Here is a 20638-nt window from a genome sequence, read left to right as displayed (position 1 = left end):
AAAACTATGAGTGACGATATCCCCCCTAGTACGAACGCCCACAAGAAAGGTTGGTTTGATAGAGTAAGTCAGCTATTTCAGGGCGAACCTCAAAATCGCGAAGATCTAGTCGATGTGATTGATGGTGCCGAGCAGCGCGATTTGATCACCCAAGACACCCGCGAGATGATAAAAGGTGTATTAGACGTTTCTGATATGCGTGTTCGGGATATCATGATCCCAAGAGCTCAAATTGTCGCCCTCCAGATAGACAACTCGGTCGAAGAGTTACTTGCGACTGTGATTGGTTCAGGTCACTCGCGCTTCCCCGTCGTTAACGAAGATAAAGACCATATCGAAGGCATATTGCTTGCCAAAGATTTGATCCCTTACGGTTTCTCCAACAGTGATGAGCCCTTCTCACTGGATCGCGTGATCCGTCCCGCCGTGGTTGTGCCCGAAAGCAAACGCGTCGATGTTCTGCTAAAAGAATTCCGCTCTCAACGCTACCATATGGCGATTGTGGTTGACGAGTACGGCGGTGTATCGGGTCTTGTGACTATCGAAGATATTCTTGAAGAAATTGTCGGCGAGATTGAAGACGAATTCGACCACGATAGCACTGAAGAAACCGAGATCCGCAAAGTCGGTAACACGGTTTATATGGTTAAAGCTTTGACGCCAATCGAAGATTTCAACGAAGAATTCAACACTGAATTCAGCGATGAAGAGTTTGATACCGTCGGTGGCTTAGTCTCACACGCCTTTGGCCACCTGCCAGAACGTAACGAGAGCATCATCATTGAAGGCATAGAATTTAAAGTCATCAATGCTGATACTAGGCGTTTAATCCAACTCAGAGTTAAACTCCCCGATCCTAATACTGGCGAAGACGTAGAATAATCACTCGTGCTAAAAAAAATCCGGGCTTTTGCCCAACAACAGTCCCAACCTAGTGCTTTGAGACTCGTACTGGCATTTGCCCTTGGCGCCAGTACGGCGCTTTCATTTGCGCCCTATTCCATTTGGATAATCTATCCGTTTGCCATGGCGATTGCCCTCTGGCACAGCCGAACGCTGAGCGCTAAGGCAAGCTTTTACTATTGGTTAAGCTTTGGATTTGGCTGTTTTGCCGTAGGGATCAGCTGGGTTCACGTGAGCATGGATACCTTTGGTGGTATGCCGCTCATTGCCTCCGTTGGGTTAATGGCCTTGTTAGCCTTGTATTTAGCCTTGTATCCCGCGCTAACTGGTTTGGCGCTGGTTTGGTTAACTAAAACGCTGAGCCATGATGGTGAAACTCGATTTGGTCTTTGGCGTAATCTCGCCCTATTCCCCGCGTTATGGACCTTGACCGAATGGACTCGAGGCTGGGTAATGACAGGCTTCCCTTGGTTATGGGCGGGTTACTCGCAAACTCAAGGGCCGCTAAAACCCCTTGCCAGTATCATAGGCACACTAGGAATAAGTTTTGTATTGGCCATGCTCGCTGGTGCATTAGCGCTTTGTTTTACTAAGCGTTATAAGAGCTTACTGCTTTTACTGCCGCTCAGTATTCTGGCCGTGTGGGCTGCGCCTAAACTTTGGGACATTCATCCTACGGGTGAAAATGTTAAAGTGGCACTGGTGCAAGGCAATATTCCCCAAAGCATGAAGTGGGAACCCGATGCCCTGTGGCCGACGCTGTTAAAATACATGGATTTATCCCGCGAACATCTGGATGCCGATATCATTATTTGGCCAGAAGCGGCAATTCCAGCGCCAGAATCTATGGTGCAGGACTTTTTAGATAACGCCAATAAAGTCGCCAATCTAAACCATACCTCAATTATCACTGGTATTATCAGCCATCAAAACAATGAGTTCTATAATTCATTGATTGTGCTTGGTAATCATAATCAGAAACAACAAGCAGGCCCTGACTATGAGGGCGATGGCAGCAATCAATTTAAGAAACACCATCTGTTGCCAATTGGCGAGTTTGTCCCCTTTGAAGCGCTGCTGCGCCCGATAGCACCTTTCTTTAATTTGCCCATGTCGTCCTTTACACGAGGCGAATATCAACAGCCGAACCTCAGCGCACTAGGCCATAAAATCGCGCCCGCGATTTGTTATGAAATAGCCTTTCCAGAACAGTTGCGCGACAACGTTAATCAAGGGACAGATATACTATTAACTGTCTCTAACGATGCATGGTTTGGTAGCTCAAATGGGCCATTACAGCATATGGAAATCGCTCAAATGCGCGCGGTTGAATTGGGTCGGCCTCTATTACGCTCAACCAATAATGGCGTGACAGCCATAGTCGATGAGCGTGGCAATATAACAGCGTCATTGCCACAGTTTGAAATAGGCGTGCTAAGTGCAACCATTCCATTAGTCACAGGGCAAACTTGGTTTGCAAAATTAGGCCAAATACCCCTTCTGATACTCTGTGGTTTAATCGTTCTGCTCGGTCTTGCCCGACGTTTTAAAGCGCAATAGGATTTAGGCTATGCATTACCAAGTCAATAAACAAGATGTGGCAGGTTTTACCCTAATTGAACTTGTCGTGGTGATTATTGTGCTTGGGATCTTGGCTGTGATCGCCGCGCCTAAATTTATCGGTTTAAGTAAAGAAGCGCGGGTACAAACATTAAGCCAAGTACAGACCAGCGTTAAAACAGCCAATATGCTAGCTTACTCAAAAACCCAAATGCCTAGCCTACTGAGCCAAGCGGTAGCTGGGCGCGATGATATTATTGATATCGACCTCAATGGTGATGGCACTCCAGATACACGCTTAAAATGGGGTTACCTCGATAATACTGATGTGGAAAAATGGATCACCTCAGATGATAAACTTATCATTCAATATCAAGGTATTGATATCACTTATATAGGCTACGATCTTAACAACAATTCCTTAGTGAATGATGACCAATGCTATTTCCGCTACACCCAAGCCAGCGATGCCAGCACTCCGCCGCAATATGATATCAACACCCAAGGTTGTTAGGCTGACACTCAGTTAACCTGTGTTATCCCGCAATTGTCTGCGAATACATTAGGCTGATTGCGCGTTCCACGTTAAGGTGAACGATTAGACGTGGCCTTATACCAATCACAGTAACTGTGTCTGCATAGCCAATATGATTGGTACCATTACCTCGTTCCTTAACCAAGGTACACAGTCAAGGCAACTCTATGGCACAGCTTCGCGTGCGCTACCAAACCCACGAATTTGGGGATCTCGACATTCATGTCAGAACCCTAAGAAATAACCAAGAATTTGAAGACCTAGATGGCGAAGCTGAAAAGCTCGGTATTTCCTCCGCAACTTGGCCATTATTTGGCATAGTTTGGCCGTCTAGCCAAGTGCTGTCCCATCATATGGCCGATTATCAAATTGATAATAAACGCATTCTTGAAGTTGGCTGCGGTATAGGGCTGGCAAGTCTAGTGCTAAACCACAGACATGCCGACATCACAGCAACCGACTATCATCCCGAGTCAGAGAATTTCCTTAAGTAGAATGTCGATTTAAATCATGGTCGTGCGATTCCATTTGTTCGAACTGGGTGGGCAGATGCACAAACTAATTTAGGTTTATTTGATCTCATTATCGGCAGCGATCTCTTGTACGAACAAGAACATGCCGATCTCTTATCACAATTTATTGAGCAGCATGCTAAACCAATTTGTGATGTAGTCTTAGTCGATCCAGGCCGTGGTAATCATGCAAAATTCAGTAAACGTATGGTGACCTTAGGTTACGAACACTCACAACATAAACCCATTCACACTGAATTTTTATTAGCGCCCTTTGGCGGTCAAATCCTCAACTACTCTCGTACCAACAGTTGATACAGCCTAATTAATGCAAATATGAGCAATTTAGGTCTAATAGAACTCAAAAAAAACGACGCTGAGGCGTCGTTTTAGCTGCATAACATCACCACCTTGATTAAGGCGTTAGCGGCTCGCGAGTAAATTCTTCATGATCACACTCTGGACAATCTGGGATGGGACTTGGAAATTCAATACTCATTTCATTGCCACAGTTAGTGCACACCATGATGCCCTGATTCACAATATCACCACTCTTGTAGTAGCCTTGGTGCTTAAAATCTTGCGTTAACTCATGCCATTCGACTTGGCTGCGGTCGGTGATTTCACTGAGCCAATGCCAAAGCGTATTCTCTAAAGTAATCACGGTTGGGCTATGACTCAAACTATCCGCGTTCTGCTCACGGAGAAAACTCGTAATATCACGCTTTAAGAATTGTTCGACTAAAGCGAGTTCATCTTCCCCTGCCTGTTCTTTAAGACGTAAATACTCCTTACCTTGAGTGACAGAATTGAATAAATTCTTTACAGTCATAGTGTTATCTTCTGCAAATTGAGATTTCACTTCGGTAATTAAGGCTTGATACAGTCCTAGTAACGCGTTACTTCTATCATTCATAACCAATACTCCTTCATACGAACCTTTTTAATGCATCGCTTCTAGTTTATTCTATGCAGATCTTACTCGCGCTGATATGGCGTTAGATCCAATAATAGGCGGCACTGCCGGAAATAGAGTGATGCAAGAGCAATATAATCCCTCAGAAATTGAAGCCTTAGTGCAAAAGCACTGGCATGACAACAAAACCTTCGAAGTCACTGAAGACGCAAACAAAGAAAAGTTTTATTGCCTTTCGATGTTTCCGTACCCTTCTGGCAGACTCCACATGGGACACGTACGCAACTATACCATAGGTGACGTAGTTGCACGCTTTCAACGTCTTCAAGGCAAAAACGTGCTCCAGCCTATTGGTTGGGACTCATTTGGCCTACCCGCAGAAAATGCCGCAATTAACAACAAGACTGCGCCTGCACCATGGACCTATGAAAACATAGAATACATGAAGAACCAGCTGAAATTGCTGGGTTTTGGTTACGATTGGAGCCGTGAAATCGCCACTTGTACCCCTGAATATTATCGCTGGGAACAATGGTTCTTCACTAAGTTGTACGAGAAAGGCCTAGTCTACAAAAAGACAGCTTCAGTCAACTGGTGTCCAAACGATGAAACCGTACTGGCGAACGAGCAAGTTCAAGACGGTTGCTGCTGGCGCTGTGATACCCCTGTGGAACAAAAAGAAATTCCACAGTGGTTTATTAAGATCACTGCCTATGCAGAAGAATTATTAAACGATATCGATACCTTAGATGGCTGGCCTGAACAGGTTAAGACCATGCAGCGCAACTGGATTGGTCGCAGCGAAGGTGTAGAAATGACCTTCGGCGTCGCAGGTCACGATAAAAGCTTCGATATCTATACCACGCGTCCAGATACCTTAATGGGCGTGACCTATGTGGCGATTGCCGCAGGTCATCCATTAGCTGAAATCGCCGCGCAAACCAATCCTGAGCTTGCCGCCTTTATCGATGAGTGCAAAAACAGCACAACATCTGAAGCCGAACTCGCGACCATGGAAAAACGTGGTGTCGCTACAGGGCTTTTCGCCATTCATCCTATCACTGGTAAGCAAGTCCCAATTTGGGCAGCTAACTTTGTGTTGATGAACTATGGCACAGGTGCCGTAATGTCAGTTCCTGGGCACGACCAACGTGACTTTGAATTTGCAAAAAAATACGGTCTAGCGATTGAAGCTGTGATCAAGCCTGTTGATGGCGAAGTGGACATTAGCGAAACCGCTTATACCGAAAAAGGCGTACTGTTTAACTCGGGTGAGTTCGACGGTTTAGACTTTGAAGCGGGCTTTAATGCCATCGCTAACAAGTTAGTCGCCGAAGGTAAAGGCAAGCGCCAAGTCAACTATCGTCTGCGCGATTGGGGTGTTTCACGTCAGCGTTACTGGGGCGCGCCAATTCCTATGGTGACCTTAGCCGACGGCACTGTGATCCCAACGCCTGCAGATCAACTGCCAGTATTACTGCCAGAAGATGTCGTGATGGACGGTATTCAAAGCCCAATCAAGGCCGATAAAGAATGGGCCAAAACCCAAGTCAACGGTCAAGATGCGCTGCGCGAAACCGATACCTTCGATACCTTTATGGAATCCTCTTGGTATTATGCCCGTTACTGCAGCCCGCATGCAGACGAAATGTTAGATCCCGCTAAAGCCAACTACTGGCTACCTGTGGATCAATACATTGGCGGTATCGAACACGCTTGTATGCATTTGTTATATTTCCGCTTCTTCCACAAATTACTGCGGGATGCGGGTCTGGTTAACTCTAACGAGCCAGCCAAACAACTGCTGACCCAAGGCATGGTGTTGGCCGATGCTTTCTACTACATCAACGAAAAAGGCGCCCGTGTATGGGTTTCGCCTTTAGATGTAGCGACTACAGAAAAAGACGACAAGGGCCGTATTACTAAGGCTATCGACAAAGACGGCAACGAGCTGGTTTATACCGGCATGTGCAAGATGTCTAAGTCGAAAAACAATGGTATCGATCCTCAAGTCATGGTCGAAAAATACGGTGCAGATACGGTTCGCCTATTTATGATGTTCGCCTCACCACCAGAATTAACTCTGGAATGGCAAGAGTCTGGCGTTGAAGGCGCACACCGCTTCATTAAACGTCTGTGGAAACTTGCAAACGAGCATGTGAACCAAGATAACAGCGAAGCCTTAGATGTCAGCAAGTTAACAAGCGACCAAAAAGCGCTGCGCCGTGAAGTCCACAAGACGATCGCGAAAGTGACCGACGATATCGGCCGCCGTCAAATGTTCAACACTGCGGTTGCCGCCGTGATGGAACTGATGAACCATCTGCAAAAAGCACCACAAACCATAGGCCAAGACAACGCCATTATCGGCGAAGCCTTATCCGCCATCGTACGTTTGCTGTACCCTATCATTCCGCATGTGAGCTTTAACCTGTGGAACGAGTTAGGTAATGCAAGCAACATCGAAGACAGCCAATGGCCAATCGTTGATGAAGCTGCGCTAGTTGAAGACAGCAAGCTCATCGTTGTGCAAGTCAACGGTAAAGTTCGCGCAAAAATCACAGTAGCCGCCGACGCTGATAAAGAATCAGTAGAAGCCTTAGGCATGAGTGATGAACACGTGATCAAATACCTAGACGGTCTGACAGTACGTAAAGTGATCTATGTGCCGGGCAAACTGCTCAGCATAGTGGCCAATTAACGGCTGCTAATAACTCGCTATACTCAAAGCCAATGAAGTTGCAGCATAGCTGCAACTTCAAGTCAGCAGGGTATACCACGAATAGGAAACCGCGAAATCTATGCTAATCAAACGCATATGCTTCGCAATCATGGCACTAGTCATTATGACCAGCGCTGGTTGCGGTTTTAAGCTTCAACGCAGTTATCAGATCCCTGATGCCCTCAATCATTTGAGTTTGAGCAGTGTGGATGAATACAGTGAACTCACTCGTTTGGTGCGTGAACGCCTGCGCTTGAACAATATCCAAGTTGTCGACGCCGCAGAGAATGTTCCAGTATTAAGATTAATCACCGACTCCCTTGAACGCTCGACCTTATCTTTGTATCCCACAGGTAACGTCGCCGAGTATGAGCTGATTTATTTAGTCGAATTTGCTGTGGCACTGCCAGGTAAAGAAGCGCAGCCTTTCAAGGTTGAAATTCGCCGCGACTACTTAGACGATCCACGTACCGCATTGGCAAAGAGCCGTGAAATGGAATTGCTGACGAAGGAAATGCGTATCCAAGCTGCCGATCGTATTCTGCAAGCAATGGCCAGTACTGAGGTGAATTAATGCGGGGCTATCATTAAATGAGAGTCTATCCAGACCAACTCTCCCGCCACCTTAACCAGTTATTTCCTTGTTATCTGATTTTTGGGGATGATCCTTGGTTGATTGAAACCACCAAAGATCAGATCCGCCAATTCGCCAAGCGTCAGGGATTCGATGAAAAAGTCCAACTCATTCAAGAGACGGGCTTTAATTGGAACGATCTGACTCAGGAATGGCAGGCCATGAGCCTGTTTTCCAGTAAACGCTTGATTGAGCTAACCCTTCCCCAAGCTAAGCCCGGTGCCGAAGGCTCAAGCACACTGCAAGCCCTATTGCAGACGCCCAATCCCGATATGCTGTTGATTATCGAAGGGCCAAAGCTCGCCACAGAGCAAACCAACAGTAAATGGTTTAAGACCTTAGATGCCCATGGCATGTATCTGCCCTGCGCTACGCCAGAGGGCGAGCAGTTTATGCGCTGGCTCGATGGCCGCATCAAGCACTTTAAGCTCAATCTGCAGCCTGATGCCCGTGCTATGCTGCATTCTCTGTATGAAGGGAATTTACTGGCCGCCGATCAAGCCATGCAGTTGCTGCAACTCCTGAGCCCAACAAAACCCGTCAGTGCCGACGAACTGGGCCACTATTTTGAAGATCAGTCGCGCTTCACCGTATTCCAACTCACGGATGCATTGCTGAATAATAAACAGGATAGCGCGCAGCACATGCTAGCCCAGCTCAATGGCGAAGGCACTGCCTTACCTATCCTGCTGTGGGCCTTGTTTAAAGAACTCGGTTTGTTATTCAATTTGAAATGCGAGCAAGCCCAAGGCGTTGCGCTCAGTGCACTCTGGGGTAAACATCGAATTTGGGATAAACGTAAACCACTGTATCAAGCGGCGCTGCAACGACTCAGCCTTGAACAACTCGAACATATGCTCGCCCTTGCCTCGAAACTTGAGCTCAACTTAAAGCAGCAGGGTAAAGAGGATTGGACTGGTCTGAGCCACCTGTGTCTGTTATTTGATCCTAGAGCCCATCGGCACCTAGCACATATAGCCATAGACTAATCATTGATTAACCAAAGAGTTGATATGCGTATTGGTATATTAGGCGGCACCTTTGACCCGATACACTATGGTCATATCCGTCCTGCGATTGAAGTGAAGCAAGCATTAGCCTTGGATAAAATCCTACTGATGCCGAACCATATTCCGCCCCATAAACAGCAGCCGAACTTAACCACAACACAGCGCCTCAAAATGGTAGCTGATGTCTGTCAGCAACTCGACGGATTTGCACTGTGCGACATCGAAGCTAAACGCGACACGCCTTCCTACACAGTTGTCACGCTTGAGCAACTGAAAGCCTTACATTCGGAAGACGAGCTGTTTTTTATCATGGGGATGGACTCTTTCCTCCAATTAAAAAGCTGGTATGAGTGGCAACGCCTGTTCGACTTTGCCCATCTCGTTGTCTGCCAGCGCCCGGGTTGGCAGCTCGATGCAGAACATCCTATGCAGCAGATATTGACGGCCCGCTGTCAAGCGCCCCAAGGGGCACTGGAAGGGCATACTCGCAGTGTCCATAAAAACAGTGGGCAGATTTTCCCTGTTACAATTACGCCACAGGATATTTCCTCGACGCTCATTCGTGAACAACTGGCAAAAGGCGAAATACCCGCCGATTTACTCATGCCCGTCACGCTAGATTACATCAAAAATCAACGACTTTACTTACCTTAGCTCGAACCGTAAGCAGATATCGCCAACTCAACTGCCAATGACAATGTATTCCCAGCAGCAACACTGGTATACTACCGCGCTATTTAAAATTAATGAGGTACGCCAGCGTGCAGAGCGCGGAATTAAAACAGTTTGTTGTCGACAAGATCGACGACTTGAAAGCCAGAGACGTTGTTGTTCTGGATGTCAGCAAGCAATCTAACATCACTGACTACATGGTCATATGTTCAGGTACATCAAAGACTCACGTTAAAGCTATCGCTGAAAACCTTGTGGTTGAAGCGAAAAAAGCCGGTATTCCACCTTTAGGTGTTGAAGGCCGCGAAAGCAGCGAATGGGTTCTTGTGGACATGGGCGATGTGATCCTGCACGTTATGCAAGATCAAACCCGTGATTTCTACCAGCTTGAAAAGCTCTGGTCAGAAAAGCAAGACTGATGAAGTTACAGCTCATCGCAGTAGGAACACGGATGCCCGATTGGGTTACCCGTGGTTTCGAAGAATACCAGCGCCGTTTTCCCCGTGATATGGCGCTGGAGCTTATCGAAATACCCGCTGGAAAGCGGGGGAAAAATGCCGACATTGTCCGGATACTTCAAAAAGAAGGCGAACAAATGTTGGCGGCCATTCCCAAAGGCAATCATATTGTTAGCTTAGATCTCCCCGGCAAAAACTGGACGACCCCCGAGCTAGCGACCGCGCTGACTAAATGGCAACTCGATGGTCGCGACGTCAGTTTACTGATTGGTGGACCTGAAGGATTAGCGCCAGCTTGCAAAGAAGCGGCAAACCAAAGTTGGTGTCTTTCGGCATTAACCTTACCTCACCCACTCGTACGGGTGGTGGTTGCCGAAAGTTTGTACCGCGCGTGGAGCGTGAACACGAATCACCCCTACCATAGAGAATAGCGGGATCTTGATGTTAACGAGTGTCAACCACCCGTCATGGGATCAGCCGGAGATAGCATAAGTGTCGCCAAAAAAGCGGATAACAATGCATGATCACGCCGCCGAGGCGTCTCTTTTTAAGCGCAGGGCGCTTTTCACTTTTTTTTGCGTTTTCGCTCTATTTTGCGTATTAGTCACCAACCTTTATCATTTACAGGTTGAATCCTATAAAGATTATGCAACTCGCTCAAATGATAATCGCATCCGTGTTGTTCCAATTGCCCCTAGTCGTGGTCTCATTTACGATCGCAACGGCATACTTTTAGCTGAAAATTTACCCTTTTATTCCCTCGATCTCGTGCCCGAAAAAATCAGTAACATGTCAGAGACCTTAGATGAACTCGGCAAGTTAATTGAGATCAGCGATGACGAGCGCGAAACCTTTACTGACGCCCTGAAATTTCATCGCCGTTTCAAACCGCTAACACTCAAAAACCAGCTCACCGAAGAACAAGTGGCCATTTTCAGTGTTAACCAACACAGATTTCCGGGGATTTCGGTCGAAGCGGGTCTTAAACGTAACTATCCCTACGGCGCGCAAATCACTCATGTGCTGGGCTATGTAGGCAAAATTAACACCCGAGATCGCGCCCAACTTGAACGCAGCGATCTGTGGAAAAACTATGCGGCAACCAAAGACATTGGTAAGCAAGGCATTGAAAAATTTTATGAATCTTTGCTGCATGGCAAACCCGGACACTTAGAAGAAGAAGTGAACAACCGCGGTCGCGCCATTCGCACCTTAAAAATTGTTCCGCCAGAGCCGGGGCAAGATATTTACCTCACCTTAGATCTCAAGCTGCAACAAAAAGCGGTGGAACTACTCACAGGTCTGCGTGGTTCTATTGTTGCCATCGATCCCCGTGACGGTGGAGTATTAGCTATGGTATCGAGCCCAAGCTATGATCCAAACCAGTTTGTACAAGGCATTAATAGTAAAGATTACAGTGCGTTACTCAATGATAAATCCCGCCCTTTGATCAACCGCGCAACTCAAGGTCAATATGCACCTGCGTCTACCATCAAGCCTCACCTCGCACTGTTAGGCCTTGATGAGAAAGCCATTAGCGAGAGTACCCGAGTGTGGGATCCCGGTTTTTGGCAAATTCCCGGTGTTGAACGTAAATACCGCGACTGGAAACGCTGGGGGCATGGCTGGGTCAACGTTTATAGCGCGATAGTAGAATCCTGCGATACCTTTTTCTATGAGTTAGCCTATAAGGTCGGTGTCGATCATATCGCCCGCTTTATGGAACAATTTGGCTTTGGCCAAAATACAGGGATTGATATCTTTGAAGAATCGGCTGGCAACATGCCATCCAAGGAATGGAAACGCTTAAAGTACAATCAAGCTTGGTATATAGGCGACACTATTTCCGTGGGTATTGGCCAAGGTTATTGGACGGCAACGCCATTACAACTCGCTAATGCCGTTGGGATTATGGCCAACAAAGGCCGCCGTCTCCCGCCACATCTGCTGAGATCCATTAAAGACAATACTGCCAAAATTGACTCACCGATCAATGAGTTACCGCCAATTGAACTTAAAAACCCCCGTAACTGGAATATCATCAACGAAGCTATGCGCCAAACTGCAAATAAGTCACGCTTTACCGATGCCACTTACACTGCCGCAATGAAAACCGGTACTGCACAGGTCATCGGCGTGGCGGAAAATACGAAATACGATGCCAGTAAAATTGCCGAACATTTCCGCGATAATGCCTTAGTTGTGGCCTATGCGCCCTTCGAGGATCCTAAAATCGTCCTCGCCGTCGTGATGGAAAACGCAGGTTGGGGCGGCGCAAATGCTGGCCCAGTCGCTCGAGCTATGCTCGATGAATATATGCTTAGAGATACTTGGAAACCCATACCATGAGTACCCATAGCCAATATCAAAACATCTGGCAACGCTTGCACATAGACTTGCCATTATTGCTCGGACTATTAGCTGTGATGGGCTTTGGCCTGTTTGTCATCTATTCTGCCAGCGGTGCAGATTTAGAGATGATGGAACGACAACTATTCCGTATGGTGTTGTCGCTAGGCATCATGTTTACCATGGCACAAATCAATCCTGAAGCGCTTAAACGTTGGGCATTACCCATTTATCTTGCGGGGGTTGTCTTGCTGCTTGGGGTACACTTTTTCGGTGAAATAAATAAAGGCGCGCAGCGCTGGTTGAACTTAGGCTTTATGGAGTTCCAACCCTCAGAGCTTATTAAACTCGCCTTCCCCATCACAATGGCTTGGTATATCAGTAAGTTCCCTCTTCCCCCCAAGAAACGTTACCTCGCTGGCGCAGGAGTGATTTTACTCGTACCAACCCTATTGATCGCTAAACAACCCGACTTAGGCACCTCAATTTTGGTGGCTGCATCGGGGATTTTCGTGCTGTTTTTATCGGGCATGAGCTGGATTATTGTTGGCAGCTTTATCGCAGCAGTACTCGCCTTCCTGCCTATCCTTTGGTATTTCTTGATGCACGATTACCAAAGAACGCGGGTATTAACCTTGCTCGATCCAGAGCAAGATCCCCTCGGCGCGGGTTATCACATTATCCAGTCGAAAATCGCCATCGGCTCAGGTGGGCTTTGGGGCAAAGGTTGGCTCGAAGGCACTCAATCACAGCTTGAGTTTATTCCCGAGCGCCATACCGATTTTATCTTTGCGGTGATCGGTGAAGAATTTGGCTTAATTGGCAGTATCTTACTGTTAATTATGTACCTTTACATCATAGGCCGTGGGTTAGTCATCGCCTCCCGCGCACAAACCAGTTTCGCTCGTCTACTGGCTGGCAGTATCACGCTGACGTTTTTCGTTTATGTTTTTGTGAATATTGGCATGGTTTCAGGTATCCTGCCCGTGGTAGGTGTACCACTGCCCCTTGTCAGTTATGGTGGAACCTCCATGCTGACATTGATGACAGGGTTTGGCATTCTTATGAGCATTCATACCCATAGACGTTTCGTAGATAGATAATTTTAGGGACTTTTTTATGCCTACTCTCCGAGCTTATTTGGCTCCACTCGGTTTACTGTGTTTAAGTTCATGCTTAGTCGCATGCACTACGGCAAATGAACCGACACCCGCGCAGGCACCCGCTTCAAGCACCCCAGTGGCTCCCGCAGTGGATAAAGTACTAGTACCCACCACTCCCACTGAACTCAAAGAAGAGTTTATCCAAGCTCAAGTAAAACAAGGTTTTACTCGGACAGAAGTGCTCGCTTTTCTCTACAAAGCAAAATACAACCAAGGGGTTATCGATGCGATGACCCGTCCATGGGAAGCAAAACCTTGGCATGTGTATTACCCGATTTTTTTAACAGAAAAACGTCTTGATGCAGGGCTCGCTTTTTGGAAAAAACACGAGAAAACCATTGCTAAAGCGGCGGCTAAGTACCAAGTCGACCCACAGATTATCGTTGCCATTATTGGGATTGAAACCTTCTACGGCCAGTTCACAGGTAATTACCCTGTAATTGATTCCCTCTATACCTTAGGTTTTCACTATCCGCCTCGCGCCACCTTTTTTCGCAAGGAATTTGGTGAGTTGATGAAATTAGTCAAAGAAGAACACTTAGATATCAATACCCTCAAAGGCTCCTATGCGGGTGCCATGGGTTATGGGCAGTTTATTCCCTCAAGTTACCGCCATTACGCCGTCGATTTCGATAACAGTGGTAACCGCGATTTATTGCAAAGCCCAGAGGATGCGATTGGCAGTGTCGCCAATTATTTCCATGAACACGGTTGGCAAGCCAATGCACCCGTTGCTTTGCCGCTGGTCAATAGCAGCCAAACAGCGCCAAAAGCGAAAGTATGGGCAGGCGAAAAGCTCAATTATAAAGTCGCCAATATTCTAACGCCAACCTTGTCATTGGCTGATGCGAGGGACTTGGATGTCTCGCAAAAAGCCTTACTCATTAAACTGGAACAAGCCGATCACGATGATTATTGGCTTGGCTTAAACAATTTTTATGTAATCACTCGCTATAATCGCAGTCCTTTGTATTCAATGGCCGTTTATCAATTTAGCCAACAATTAAAGGAACAGCATGCCGCTAAGAAATAATCTTTTACAGCTTGTCGCTTTGGTTGCGTGCTTCACACTTGTTGCGTGTTCTTCGAGCCCAAACCAAGCTAGCTCCAGCACAAACAAAAAAAATATGGACCCCAACAAGGGGCGCTATTCGCTAAAGAATGACAAGCTGCCACTCAATCCACCCAATGTGGACCATGTGCCAAATGCTACGCCTAAGTACGAACCTTATAGTCGCCGCGGTAACAAGCCCTATACGGTTTACGGCGAGTCTTACACTGTGATGAACACAGGCCAAGGTTTTAGTGAATCGGGCCGTGCCTCATGGTACGGTGAAAAATTTCATGGCTATGAGACATCCAATGGCGAACCCTATGACATGTATTCCATGTCAGGTGCCCATAAAACGCTGCCACTGCCAAGTTATGCTCGGATCACTAACTTAGATAACAATAAGCAAGTGATCATTCGTATCAACGATCGCGGGCCATTCCACTCAGACCGTATTCTCGACGTCTCCTACGCCGCCGCCTATAAACTCGGCATGCTCGGCAAAGGAACCGCGCGGATCAAACTCGATGTGGTGTATGTCGGCAGTGTCGCGGCCACTAATTCGGCTATTGCCAGCGCGCAAGATACAGGTAATCATTACATTCAGTTAGTCGCATCGAAAGATAAAGCCAAACTCAATACCATGGCGAAAAATCTGGAGCGAAAATATCAGGTAAAGACCCGTGTACAAGCCGCAAACAATATGTTTAGACTACAGCTCGGCCCCATAGGCCAACCTGAATTAGCAGACAAACTGCTCAATAACGTCCAGCAAAATGGCTTTCCTGAGGGCTATATAGTCCATGAGTAATGACTGTTTGCTCGGACCTGAATTGATTTAAAAATAGAGATGAAGGAACCTTCACTAAAACCCACAGTCAGAAAGTGGTACACTGTTGGAGATCTTCTCGAATCCTTTCCATTTAATACAACCAAAAGACGTGCCAAGTTAATGATGAATTTTGTAAAAAGTCCCATTAAAACATTGCTGCTAATTTCCAGTGTGTCTCTCCCCGTTTATGCTGCGCAGCCTATTATTACACCTGATGCACCAGCAGTGGCCGCCAAGGCTTTCGTCTTGATGGATTATAATTCGGGCCAGATTATCGCTGAGAGTAACGCTTATGAAAGCCTTAACCCAGCCAGCTTAACTAAAATGATGACCAGCTATGTCATAGGTCAAGAAATCAAAGCGGGCAATGTCTCGGTCGATGATGATGTGACTATCAGTAAAAATGCCTGGTCTAAAAACTTCTCTGACTCATCGAAGATGTTCATTGAAGTTGGAACTACCGTTAAAGTCGGGGATTTAAACCGCGGTATCATCATCCAATCGGGTAACGATGCGTGTGTGGCTATGGCAGAGCATATCGCTGGCACCGAAGGCGCCTTCGTTGACATGATGAACTCATGGACAAAACAGCTGGGTATGCGTGATAGCTACTTCGAAAACTCCCATGGATTAGACTCAGAAAACCACAAAACAACCGCCTATGATATGGCATTGTTAGGTGCAGCCTTAATCCGCGACGTTCCAGAAGAATACCGCATCTATAGCGAAAAATTTTATACCTTCAACGGTATCAAACAATATAACCGTAATGGTTTGTTGTGGGATAACAGCATGAGCGTGGACGGTATCAAGACAGGCCACACCTCTGGTGCAGGTTACAACTTAGTCGCATCTGCAACCAAAGACGGCATGCGTTTGATTTCTGTGGTTCTGGGTACTCAAAGTGAATCAGCCCGTAAAGCTGAAAGTAAAAAGTTACTGACCTATGGCTTCCGTTTCTTTGAAACTGTCACGCCTTACAAAGCGGGTGATAGCTTCACAACCCAACAGATATGGTACGGTGACAAGAGCACTGTTGATTTAGGCGTCGCAACTGATACGCCTATTACAATCAGCCGTGGCCGCGGTAAAGACTTGAAAGCAAACTTCGAGTTGACGAAGCCATTAGATGCACCGTTGAAAAAAGGTGAAACTGTAGGCCGTCTATTCTTCCAACTTGATGGTAAAGACATTGCCCAGTTCCCACTGGTGACCTTGCAAGAAGTCAACGAAGGTAGCTGGTTTAGTAAATTAGTCGATTACTTTAAGCAGATGTTTTCTGGATGGTTTAGCTAAGCTAAGTCCCATAAATAAAGCCACCTTAGGGTGGCTTTATTTTTTTGGGGAGTGCATCGCCCTTGAATCGGGTATAATCGCCACCATATATATCCCAATATAGCCGCTAAGAGTACTGAGTATGTTAGACACTAAATTTGATGAACTGATGGATTTCCCTTGCGCATTTCCTTTTAAGGTCGTCGGTGAAGCCCACGAAACGCTAACTGACAAAGTCGTGGCTGTGGTACAAAAACATGCACCGGGTGATTATTCACCTTCGACAAAAACGTCGAGCAAAGGTAGCTATCACTCCATTACTATCCGCGTGACAGTGACAAGCAAAGACCATATCGAAATTTTGTACACTGAACTTGCCGCCATCGAAGGCGTACGCCGCGTACTATAAATATTCCTCAAGGCCATGAAATGTGATCTGTCTTACATTTATGGCCAAGAGGCGTATAATAGCGCCACTCAATTCTAAGGGGAGAGGTTGCCCTTGCAAGACACGACTTTGCACATTCGGCATCTTGGAAAACAAGATTACGAATCAGTGTGGCATGCTATGCAGCACTACACTGACACGCGTAATAGTGAGAGCCCAGATGAGCTGTGGATAGTAGAACACCCACCCGTGTTTACCCAAGGCCAAGCTGGTAAAAGCGAGCATATTTTGAATGCTGGCGATATTCCTGTGATCCAAGTGGACCGTGGTGGCCAAGTCACTTACCACGGCCCCGGACAACTAGTGGTATATCCTCTTCTCGACATAAAACGTAGTAAAGTCGGCGTGCGTCAACTCGTTACTCATATAGAGCAAAGCATTGTCGATATGCTCGCCAAGTACGACATTAACGCTTATGCCAAGGCCGATGCGCCGGGCGTATATGTGGATGAACGTAAAATTGCCTCCCTCGGATTACGCATTCGTAAAGGCTGTTCATTCCATGGATTAGCCCTTAATGTCGATATGGATTTAGCACCATTTCGCCGCATCAACCCTTGCGGTTATGCCGGTCTTGAAATGGTGCAATGCAAAGCACTTGGCGGACCACAAACCGTGATTGAAGCGGGCGAGCAACTTACTATTACTTTTAGCCAATTACTGGGCTATCAACACCTAGTTCATCATCAAGGATTAGCAGCGTCATGAATAGGCCTGAACGTTTACAACCCGGAGTAAAACTAAGAGATGCCGATAAAGTGTCTCGTATTCCGGTCAAAATCGTCCCATCAGAGCGCGACACTATGTTGCGTAAACCCGATTGGTTACGGGTTAAACTGCCGGCATCGAATCAACGCATTTTAGACATCAAGCAAGCGCTGCGTAAAAATGGCCTGCACTCTGTCTGTGAAGAAGCCTCTTGCCCTAACCTCGCTGAATGCTTCAACCACGGTACAGCAACCTTTATGATTTTGGGTGCGATTTGTACTCGTCGTTGCCCATTCTGCGACGTGGCCCATGGTCGTCCGCTTAAACCTGATGCTGAAGAGCCAGTTAAATTGGCTCAAACTATCCGCGATATGAAGCTGAAATATGTGGTGATTACCTCTGTAGATCGTGACGATTTACGAGATGGTGGCGCCCAGCATTTTGCCGATTGTATTCGCGAAATTCGCAAACTGAATCCTGACATCAAGATCGAAACCTTAGTGCCTGATTTCCGTGGTCGTATCGATGCAGCCTTAGATATTTTATCGACTGAGCCGCCTGATGTGTTTAACCACAACTTAGAAACGGCGCCCATGCATTATCGTAAAGCGCGCCCAGGTGCGAATTACCAATGGTCGCTCGATCTGCTAAAACGTTTTAAAGAACGTCATCCAAATGTGCCCACTAAATCAGGCCTGATGATGGGGCTGGGTGAAACCAACGAAGAGATCGCTCAAGTACTGCGTGATCTGCGAGAACATAAAGTTGAAATGCTGACCTTAGGCCAATACCTACAGCCGTCTAAGTTCCATTTGCCGGTTGAACGTTATGTGCCACCAGCCGAGTTTGATGAGCTTAAAGCCTTAGCCGATGAGTTAGGTTTTACCCATGCAGCCTGTGGCCCATTAGTGCGATCAAGCTACCATGCGGACCTGCAAGCCCAAGGTAAAGAAGTGAAATAACCTTCTTGCTTAGATGCGGATAACCTTGATGCAAACTTCAGGTGATGCTGATTTTAAGTGATATAGAGTTCAGGGTTATTAAAATAGAAAAACAGCGCTTAGGCGCTGTTTTTTATTGGCTGTTTTTATGACAGTTGTTTATGACAGCTGTTTATGAAGAGTGGTTCGTATAGCTGTCGTTATACGACATGAACGCTAATGCTCAGTTTATTCTTGGTTTATCGCTAAATCCATCAAGATAGCATCTTCTTTACCGCCCTCTATCGGGTAGTAACCTTTGCGACGTCCCGATTCAATAAAGCCAGCCTGTTGATATAAAGCGCGGGCGCCGAGATTAGACTCTCGCACTTCTAACATAAGCACCACAGCGCCCGATACCTTGGCAGATGCCATCACAGCCTTAAGTAATAACTTGCCGTAACCTTTGCCCTGCTGACTCGGTAATAGGCAAATATCCAATAAAGTCACTTCATCGATAATTTGCTGCACTATCGCAAACCCTAAGAGTCCTTCGACGTGATAAGTATCTGAATCCGAAACGACGTCAATATTTGCCTCAGTATTTGCATCTACCTCTAAGTGAGCACTCAGCTTTAAACCTAGGACACGGTACAAGTGACCAAAACAATCGGCAAGATTCCCCTCGCTCATGGGATGGCTATGGGCCAAGGATTCAAGCTGCACCATTTGGGGAACATCTTCAAGCGTAAGAGCCACAAGCTCAACAGGCAAACCTGCGGTCAATTGTGCTGCAAATTGTGTTGTGAATAGACTATCTACTGGTGGGATGTTCAACGCTGGTATTCCAAAGTATTGGTTATTAATGTATTTACGAGTAAAGCTTAAGACTTGCTTGGCGCTTGGCCGCTAACTTGGTCGCGCCATTGGTAAATCTGCTGCCAGAGCGCGCTTTTAGCCTGCCAACCCACCAATAAATCGGCCAACGGCTCAGACACTAACCATGCGGTACGTGGCCTGACTTTGTGACGTCGCAGATCCCAAACAATCTGTTTACCCGTATGGGGCTCACAGTCAAAATCACATTCATCACGCTTTATGTCGATAAGCGTTAGCACAGCGTCAATAAGCGGCTCTGCTTCTGGTAACTCACCGTTTTCATCCCAAATCACTAAATAAGGTTTCACCTTAGTGTCGCGCACTCGCCAAGTTGTCACATTCATGGCGGTTAAATAGGCTGATTTATTCATTAGGGTCAGTTTTATTCAATTAAAGTATCGACTCACAATATCCCGCTAGGATAGCAGTTCTGCCATGGCATTGTTACTGCGGCACGGCGAAAGGAGATGATATCAGGCTTTATCGATTACGAGATTTAACACTCGAAAGTTCAATCGAATTTATAGATTTACAGAATCTAATTTACTCATTTTACATTTAATATCAGAAGATTAGACTAAACACACTCAGTAAGACAATAGAAGGAAAACGCCATGATTAACATAGGTATCAATCAAGCTCACAGAGAAGAAATCGCCGCAGGGCTAAACCAACTATTGGCCGACAGCTACAGTCTTTACCTTAAGACCCATAGCTTTCACTGGAACGTTACTGGCCCCATGTTCACTAGCTTACACTTGCTATTTGAACAGCAGTATACCGAACTTGCCCATGCGGTCGACCTTATCGCAGAGCGTGTACGTGCATTAGGCGCCAGAGCACTCGGCTCATATTCAGCCTATGCCGCGCTGACCGAGATAAAAGAAGATCAAGGTGTCACTCAAGCCGAAACCATGATCCGCGAACTGTTAAGCGATCAGGAGCTAGTGATCCGCAATGCCAGAGCCTTATATCCGCTGGTGAATCAAGCGAATGATGAGGCGACTGCGGACTTGCTCACCCAGCGCATCCAACTGCATGAGAAAAATGCCTGGATGTTACGCAGCTTACTCGCAGAATAATCGCTAAAT

21 protein-coding genes and 1 pseudogene are annotated in these 20638 nt (G+C 46.6%); 19 read left to right on the top strand and 3 right to left on the bottom strand.

All coding sequences use genetic code 11. From position 1 onward, the window contains the following. Positions 1-6 precede the first annotated feature (6 nt). The 4 genes and pseudogenes from corC (at position 7) to L5M11_RS02010 (ending at position 3825) form a co-directional block, all read left to right on the top strand. On the top strand, positions 7-882 hold the full coding sequence (corC, locus tag L5M11_RS02025; protein ID WP_006082742.1) for a CNNM family magnesium/cobalt transport protein CorC: 876 nt from the start codon (positions 7-9) through the stop codon (positions 880-882). Positions 883-888: 6 nt separating this feature from the next. Beyond that, positions 889-2463, top strand: a complete 1575-nt coding sequence (gene lnt / locus L5M11_RS02020; protein WP_263191216.1) for an apolipoprotein N-acyltransferase — start codon at positions 889-891, stop codon at positions 2461-2463. A gap of 10 nt (positions 2464-2473) precedes the next feature. Then, the gene (locus L5M11_RS02015; RefSeq protein WP_219254910.1) at positions 2474-2977 is read left to right on the top strand and encodes a type II secretion system protein; all 504 of its coding nucleotides are present in this window, start codon (positions 2474-2476) and stop codon (positions 2975-2977) included. Between the two features lie 188 nt (positions 2978-3165). Then, positions 3166-3825: pseudogene (locus L5M11_RS02010) on the top strand (class I SAM-dependent methyltransferase). Positions 3826-3925: 100 nt separating this feature from the next. On the opposite strand, the gene L5M11_RS02005 reads toward L5M11_RS02010, so the two are convergent. After that, positions 3926-4426, bottom strand: coding sequence for a zinc ribbon-containing protein (locus L5M11_RS02005; RefSeq protein WP_028761474.1), 501 nt, complete (start codon positions 4424-4426; stop codon positions 3926-3928). A gap of 121 nt (positions 4427-4547) precedes the next feature. On the opposite strand from L5M11_RS02005, the gene leuS reads away from it, so the two are divergent. From leuS to lipA, 14 genes are all read left to right on the top strand, one after another. Next, the gene (leuS, locus tag L5M11_RS02000; protein ID WP_263191303.1) at positions 4548-7127 is read left to right on the top strand and encodes a leucine--tRNA ligase; all 2580 of its coding nucleotides are present in this window, start codon (positions 4548-4550) and stop codon (positions 7125-7127) included. 100 nt (positions 7128-7227) lie between these two features. Further along, entirely contained in the window at positions 7228-7722 is a 495-nt protein-coding gene (gene lptE, locus L5M11_RS01995) for an LPS assembly lipoprotein LptE (protein WP_263183436.1), read from the top strand. 17 nt (positions 7723-7739) lie between these two features. Then, positions 7740-8771 (top strand): DNA polymerase III subunit delta, encoded by a 1032-nt coding sequence (gene holA / locus L5M11_RS01990; RefSeq protein ID WP_263166984.1) that lies wholly within the window; start codon positions 7740-7742, stop codon positions 8769-8771. Positions 8772-8795: 24 nt separating this feature from the next. Next, positions 8796-9446: a nicotinate-nucleotide adenylyltransferase gene (gene nadD, locus L5M11_RS01985; protein ID WP_263191214.1), complete on the top strand. Its 651-nt coding sequence runs from the start codon at positions 8796-8798 to the stop codon at positions 9444-9446. 107 nt (positions 9447-9553) lie between these two features. Then, complete coding sequence (gene rsfS / locus L5M11_RS01980; protein ID WP_006082751.1) at positions 9554-9883, top strand: ribosome silencing factor; 330 nt, start codon at positions 9554-9556, stop codon at positions 9881-9883. Next, positions 9883-10353, top strand: coding sequence for a 23S rRNA (pseudouridine(1915)-N(3))-methyltransferase RlmH (rlmH, locus tag L5M11_RS01975; RefSeq protein ID WP_006082752.1), 471 nt, complete (start codon positions 9883-9885; stop codon positions 10351-10353). The genes rsfS and rlmH overlap by 1 nt, the downstream gene beginning before the upstream one ends. Positions 10354-10414: 61 nt before the next feature. Continuing rightward, a complete protein-coding gene (gene mrdA, locus L5M11_RS01970; protein WP_131523225.1) occupies positions 10415-12271 on the top strand; it encodes a penicillin-binding protein 2 in 1857 nt (618 codons plus the stop codon). Further along, positions 12268-13374 (top strand): rod shape-determining protein RodA, encoded by a 1107-nt coding sequence (rodA, locus tag L5M11_RS01965; protein ID WP_028761480.1) that lies wholly within the window; start codon positions 12268-12270, stop codon positions 13372-13374. Before mrdA ends, rodA begins: the two co-directional genes overlap by 4 nt. Before the next feature lie 16 nt (positions 13375-13390). Then, positions 13391-14467: a lytic murein transglycosylase B gene (mltB, locus tag L5M11_RS01960; protein WP_263191212.1), complete on the top strand. Its 1077-nt coding sequence runs from the start codon at positions 13391-13393 to the stop codon at positions 14465-14467. Next, positions 14451-15296: a septal ring lytic transglycosylase RlpA family protein gene (locus L5M11_RS01955; protein WP_263191211.1), complete on the top strand. Its 846-nt coding sequence runs from the start codon at positions 14451-14453 to the stop codon at positions 15294-15296. Before mltB ends, L5M11_RS01955 begins: the two co-directional genes overlap by 17 nt. A gap of 141 nt (positions 15297-15437) precedes the next feature. Continuing rightward, positions 15438-16613: a serine hydrolase gene (locus L5M11_RS01950; protein ID WP_028761483.1), complete on the top strand. Its 1176-nt coding sequence runs from the start codon at positions 15438-15440 to the stop codon at positions 16611-16613. A gap of 121 nt (positions 16614-16734) precedes the next feature. Further along, on the top strand, positions 16735-17001 hold the full coding sequence (gene ybeD, locus L5M11_RS01945; RefSeq protein WP_006082758.1) for a DUF493 family protein YbeD: 267 nt from the start codon (positions 16735-16737) through the stop codon (positions 16999-17001). 93 nt (positions 17002-17094) lie between these two features. Further along, positions 17095-17748, top strand: coding sequence for a lipoyl(octanoyl) transferase LipB (gene lipB, locus L5M11_RS01940; RefSeq protein WP_028761484.1), 654 nt, complete (start codon positions 17095-17097; stop codon positions 17746-17748). Continuing rightward, positions 17745-18710, top strand: a complete 966-nt coding sequence (lipA, locus tag L5M11_RS01935) for a lipoyl synthase (protein WP_028761485.1) — start codon at positions 17745-17747, stop codon at positions 18708-18710. Before lipB ends, lipA begins: the two co-directional genes overlap by 4 nt. A 207-nt stretch (positions 18711-18917) precedes the next feature. Here the strand turns inward: lipA and L5M11_RS01930 are convergent, their stop codons facing one another. Together L5M11_RS01930 and L5M11_RS01925 are read right to left on the bottom strand one after the other, a co-directional pair. After that, positions 18918-19505, bottom strand: coding sequence for a GNAT family N-acetyltransferase (locus L5M11_RS01930; RefSeq protein ID WP_263191209.1), 588 nt, complete (start codon positions 19503-19505; stop codon positions 18918-18920). A gap of 47 nt (positions 19506-19552) precedes the next feature. Next, the gene (locus L5M11_RS01925) at positions 19553-19918 is read right to left on the bottom strand and encodes a hypothetical protein (protein ID WP_028761487.1); all 366 of its coding nucleotides are present in this window, start codon (positions 19916-19918) and stop codon (positions 19553-19555) included. A gap of 243 nt (positions 19919-20161) precedes the next feature. Between L5M11_RS01925 and dpsA the strand changes: the two genes are divergently transcribed. Next, positions 20162-20629, top strand: coding sequence for a DNA starvation/stationary phase protection protein DpsA (gene dpsA / locus L5M11_RS01920; RefSeq protein ID WP_263191206.1), 468 nt, complete (start codon positions 20162-20164; stop codon positions 20627-20629). The last annotated feature ends 9 nt before the right edge of the window (positions 20630-20638 follow it).

This window comes from Shewanella sp. SM87, assembly GCF_025653705.1.
In the GTDB taxonomy this organism is placed as follows: domain Bacteria; phylum Pseudomonadota; class Gammaproteobacteria; order Enterobacterales; family Shewanellaceae; genus Shewanella; species Shewanella oncorhynchi.
The sequence above is the reverse complement of the archived record's forward strand: the minus strand, read 5'-3'. Positions and strand labels throughout refer to the sequence as shown.

What these genes read in the sequence shown, in the direction of transcription:
- corC (WP_006082742.1), top strand. Translation starts at nt 7, where the DNA reads ATGAGTGACGATATCCCCCCTAGTACGAACGCCCACAAGAAAGGTTGG.
- L5M11_RS02015 (WP_219254910.1), top strand. Translation starts at nt 2,474, where the DNA reads ATGCATTACCAAGTCAATAAACAAGATGTGGCAGGTTTTACCCTAATT.
- L5M11_RS02005 (WP_028761474.1), bottom strand. Translation starts at nt 4,426, where the DNA reads ATGAATGATAGAAGTAACGCGTTACTAGGACTGTATCAAGCCTTAATT.
- leuS (WP_263191303.1), top strand. Translation starts at nt 4,548, where the DNA reads ATGCAAGAGCAATATAATCCCTCAGAAATTGAAGCCTTAGTGCAAAAG.
- lptE (WP_263183436.1), top strand. Translation starts at nt 7,228, where the DNA reads ATGCTAATCAAACGCATATGCTTCGCAATCATGGCACTAGTCATTATG.
- holA (WP_263166984.1), top strand. Translation starts at nt 7,740, where the DNA reads ATGAGAGTCTATCCAGACCAACTCTCCCGCCACCTTAACCAGTTATTT.
- nadD (WP_263191214.1), top strand. Translation starts at nt 8,796, where the DNA reads ATGCGTATTGGTATATTAGGCGGCACCTTTGACCCGATACACTATGGT.
- rlmH (WP_006082752.1), top strand. Translation starts at nt 9,883, where the DNA reads ATGAAGTTACAGCTCATCGCAGTAGGAACACGGATGCCCGATTGGGTT.
- rodA (WP_028761480.1), top strand. Translation starts at nt 12,268, where the DNA reads ATGAGTACCCATAGCCAATATCAAAACATCTGGCAACGCTTGCACATA.
- mltB (WP_263191212.1), top strand. Translation starts at nt 13,391, where the DNA reads ATGCCTACTCTCCGAGCTTATTTGGCTCCACTCGGTTTACTGTGTTTA.
- L5M11_RS01955 (WP_263191211.1), top strand. Translation starts at nt 14,451, where the DNA reads ATGCCGCTAAGAAATAATCTTTTACAGCTTGTCGCTTTGGTTGCGTGC.
- L5M11_RS01950 (WP_028761483.1), top strand. Translation starts at nt 15,438, where the DNA reads ATGATGAATTTTGTAAAAAGTCCCATTAAAACATTGCTGCTAATTTCC.
- ybeD (WP_006082758.1), top strand. Translation starts at nt 16,735, where the DNA reads ATGTTAGACACTAAATTTGATGAACTGATGGATTTCCCTTGCGCATTT.
- lipA (WP_028761485.1), top strand. Translation starts at nt 17,745, where the DNA reads ATGAATAGGCCTGAACGTTTACAACCCGGAGTAAAACTAAGAGATGCC.
- L5M11_RS01925 (WP_028761487.1), bottom strand. Translation starts at nt 19,918, where the DNA reads ATGAATAAATCAGCCTATTTAACCGCCATGAATGTGACAACTTGGCGA.
- dpsA (WP_263191206.1), top strand. Translation starts at nt 20,162, where the DNA reads ATGATTAACATAGGTATCAATCAAGCTCACAGAGAAGAAATCGCCGCA.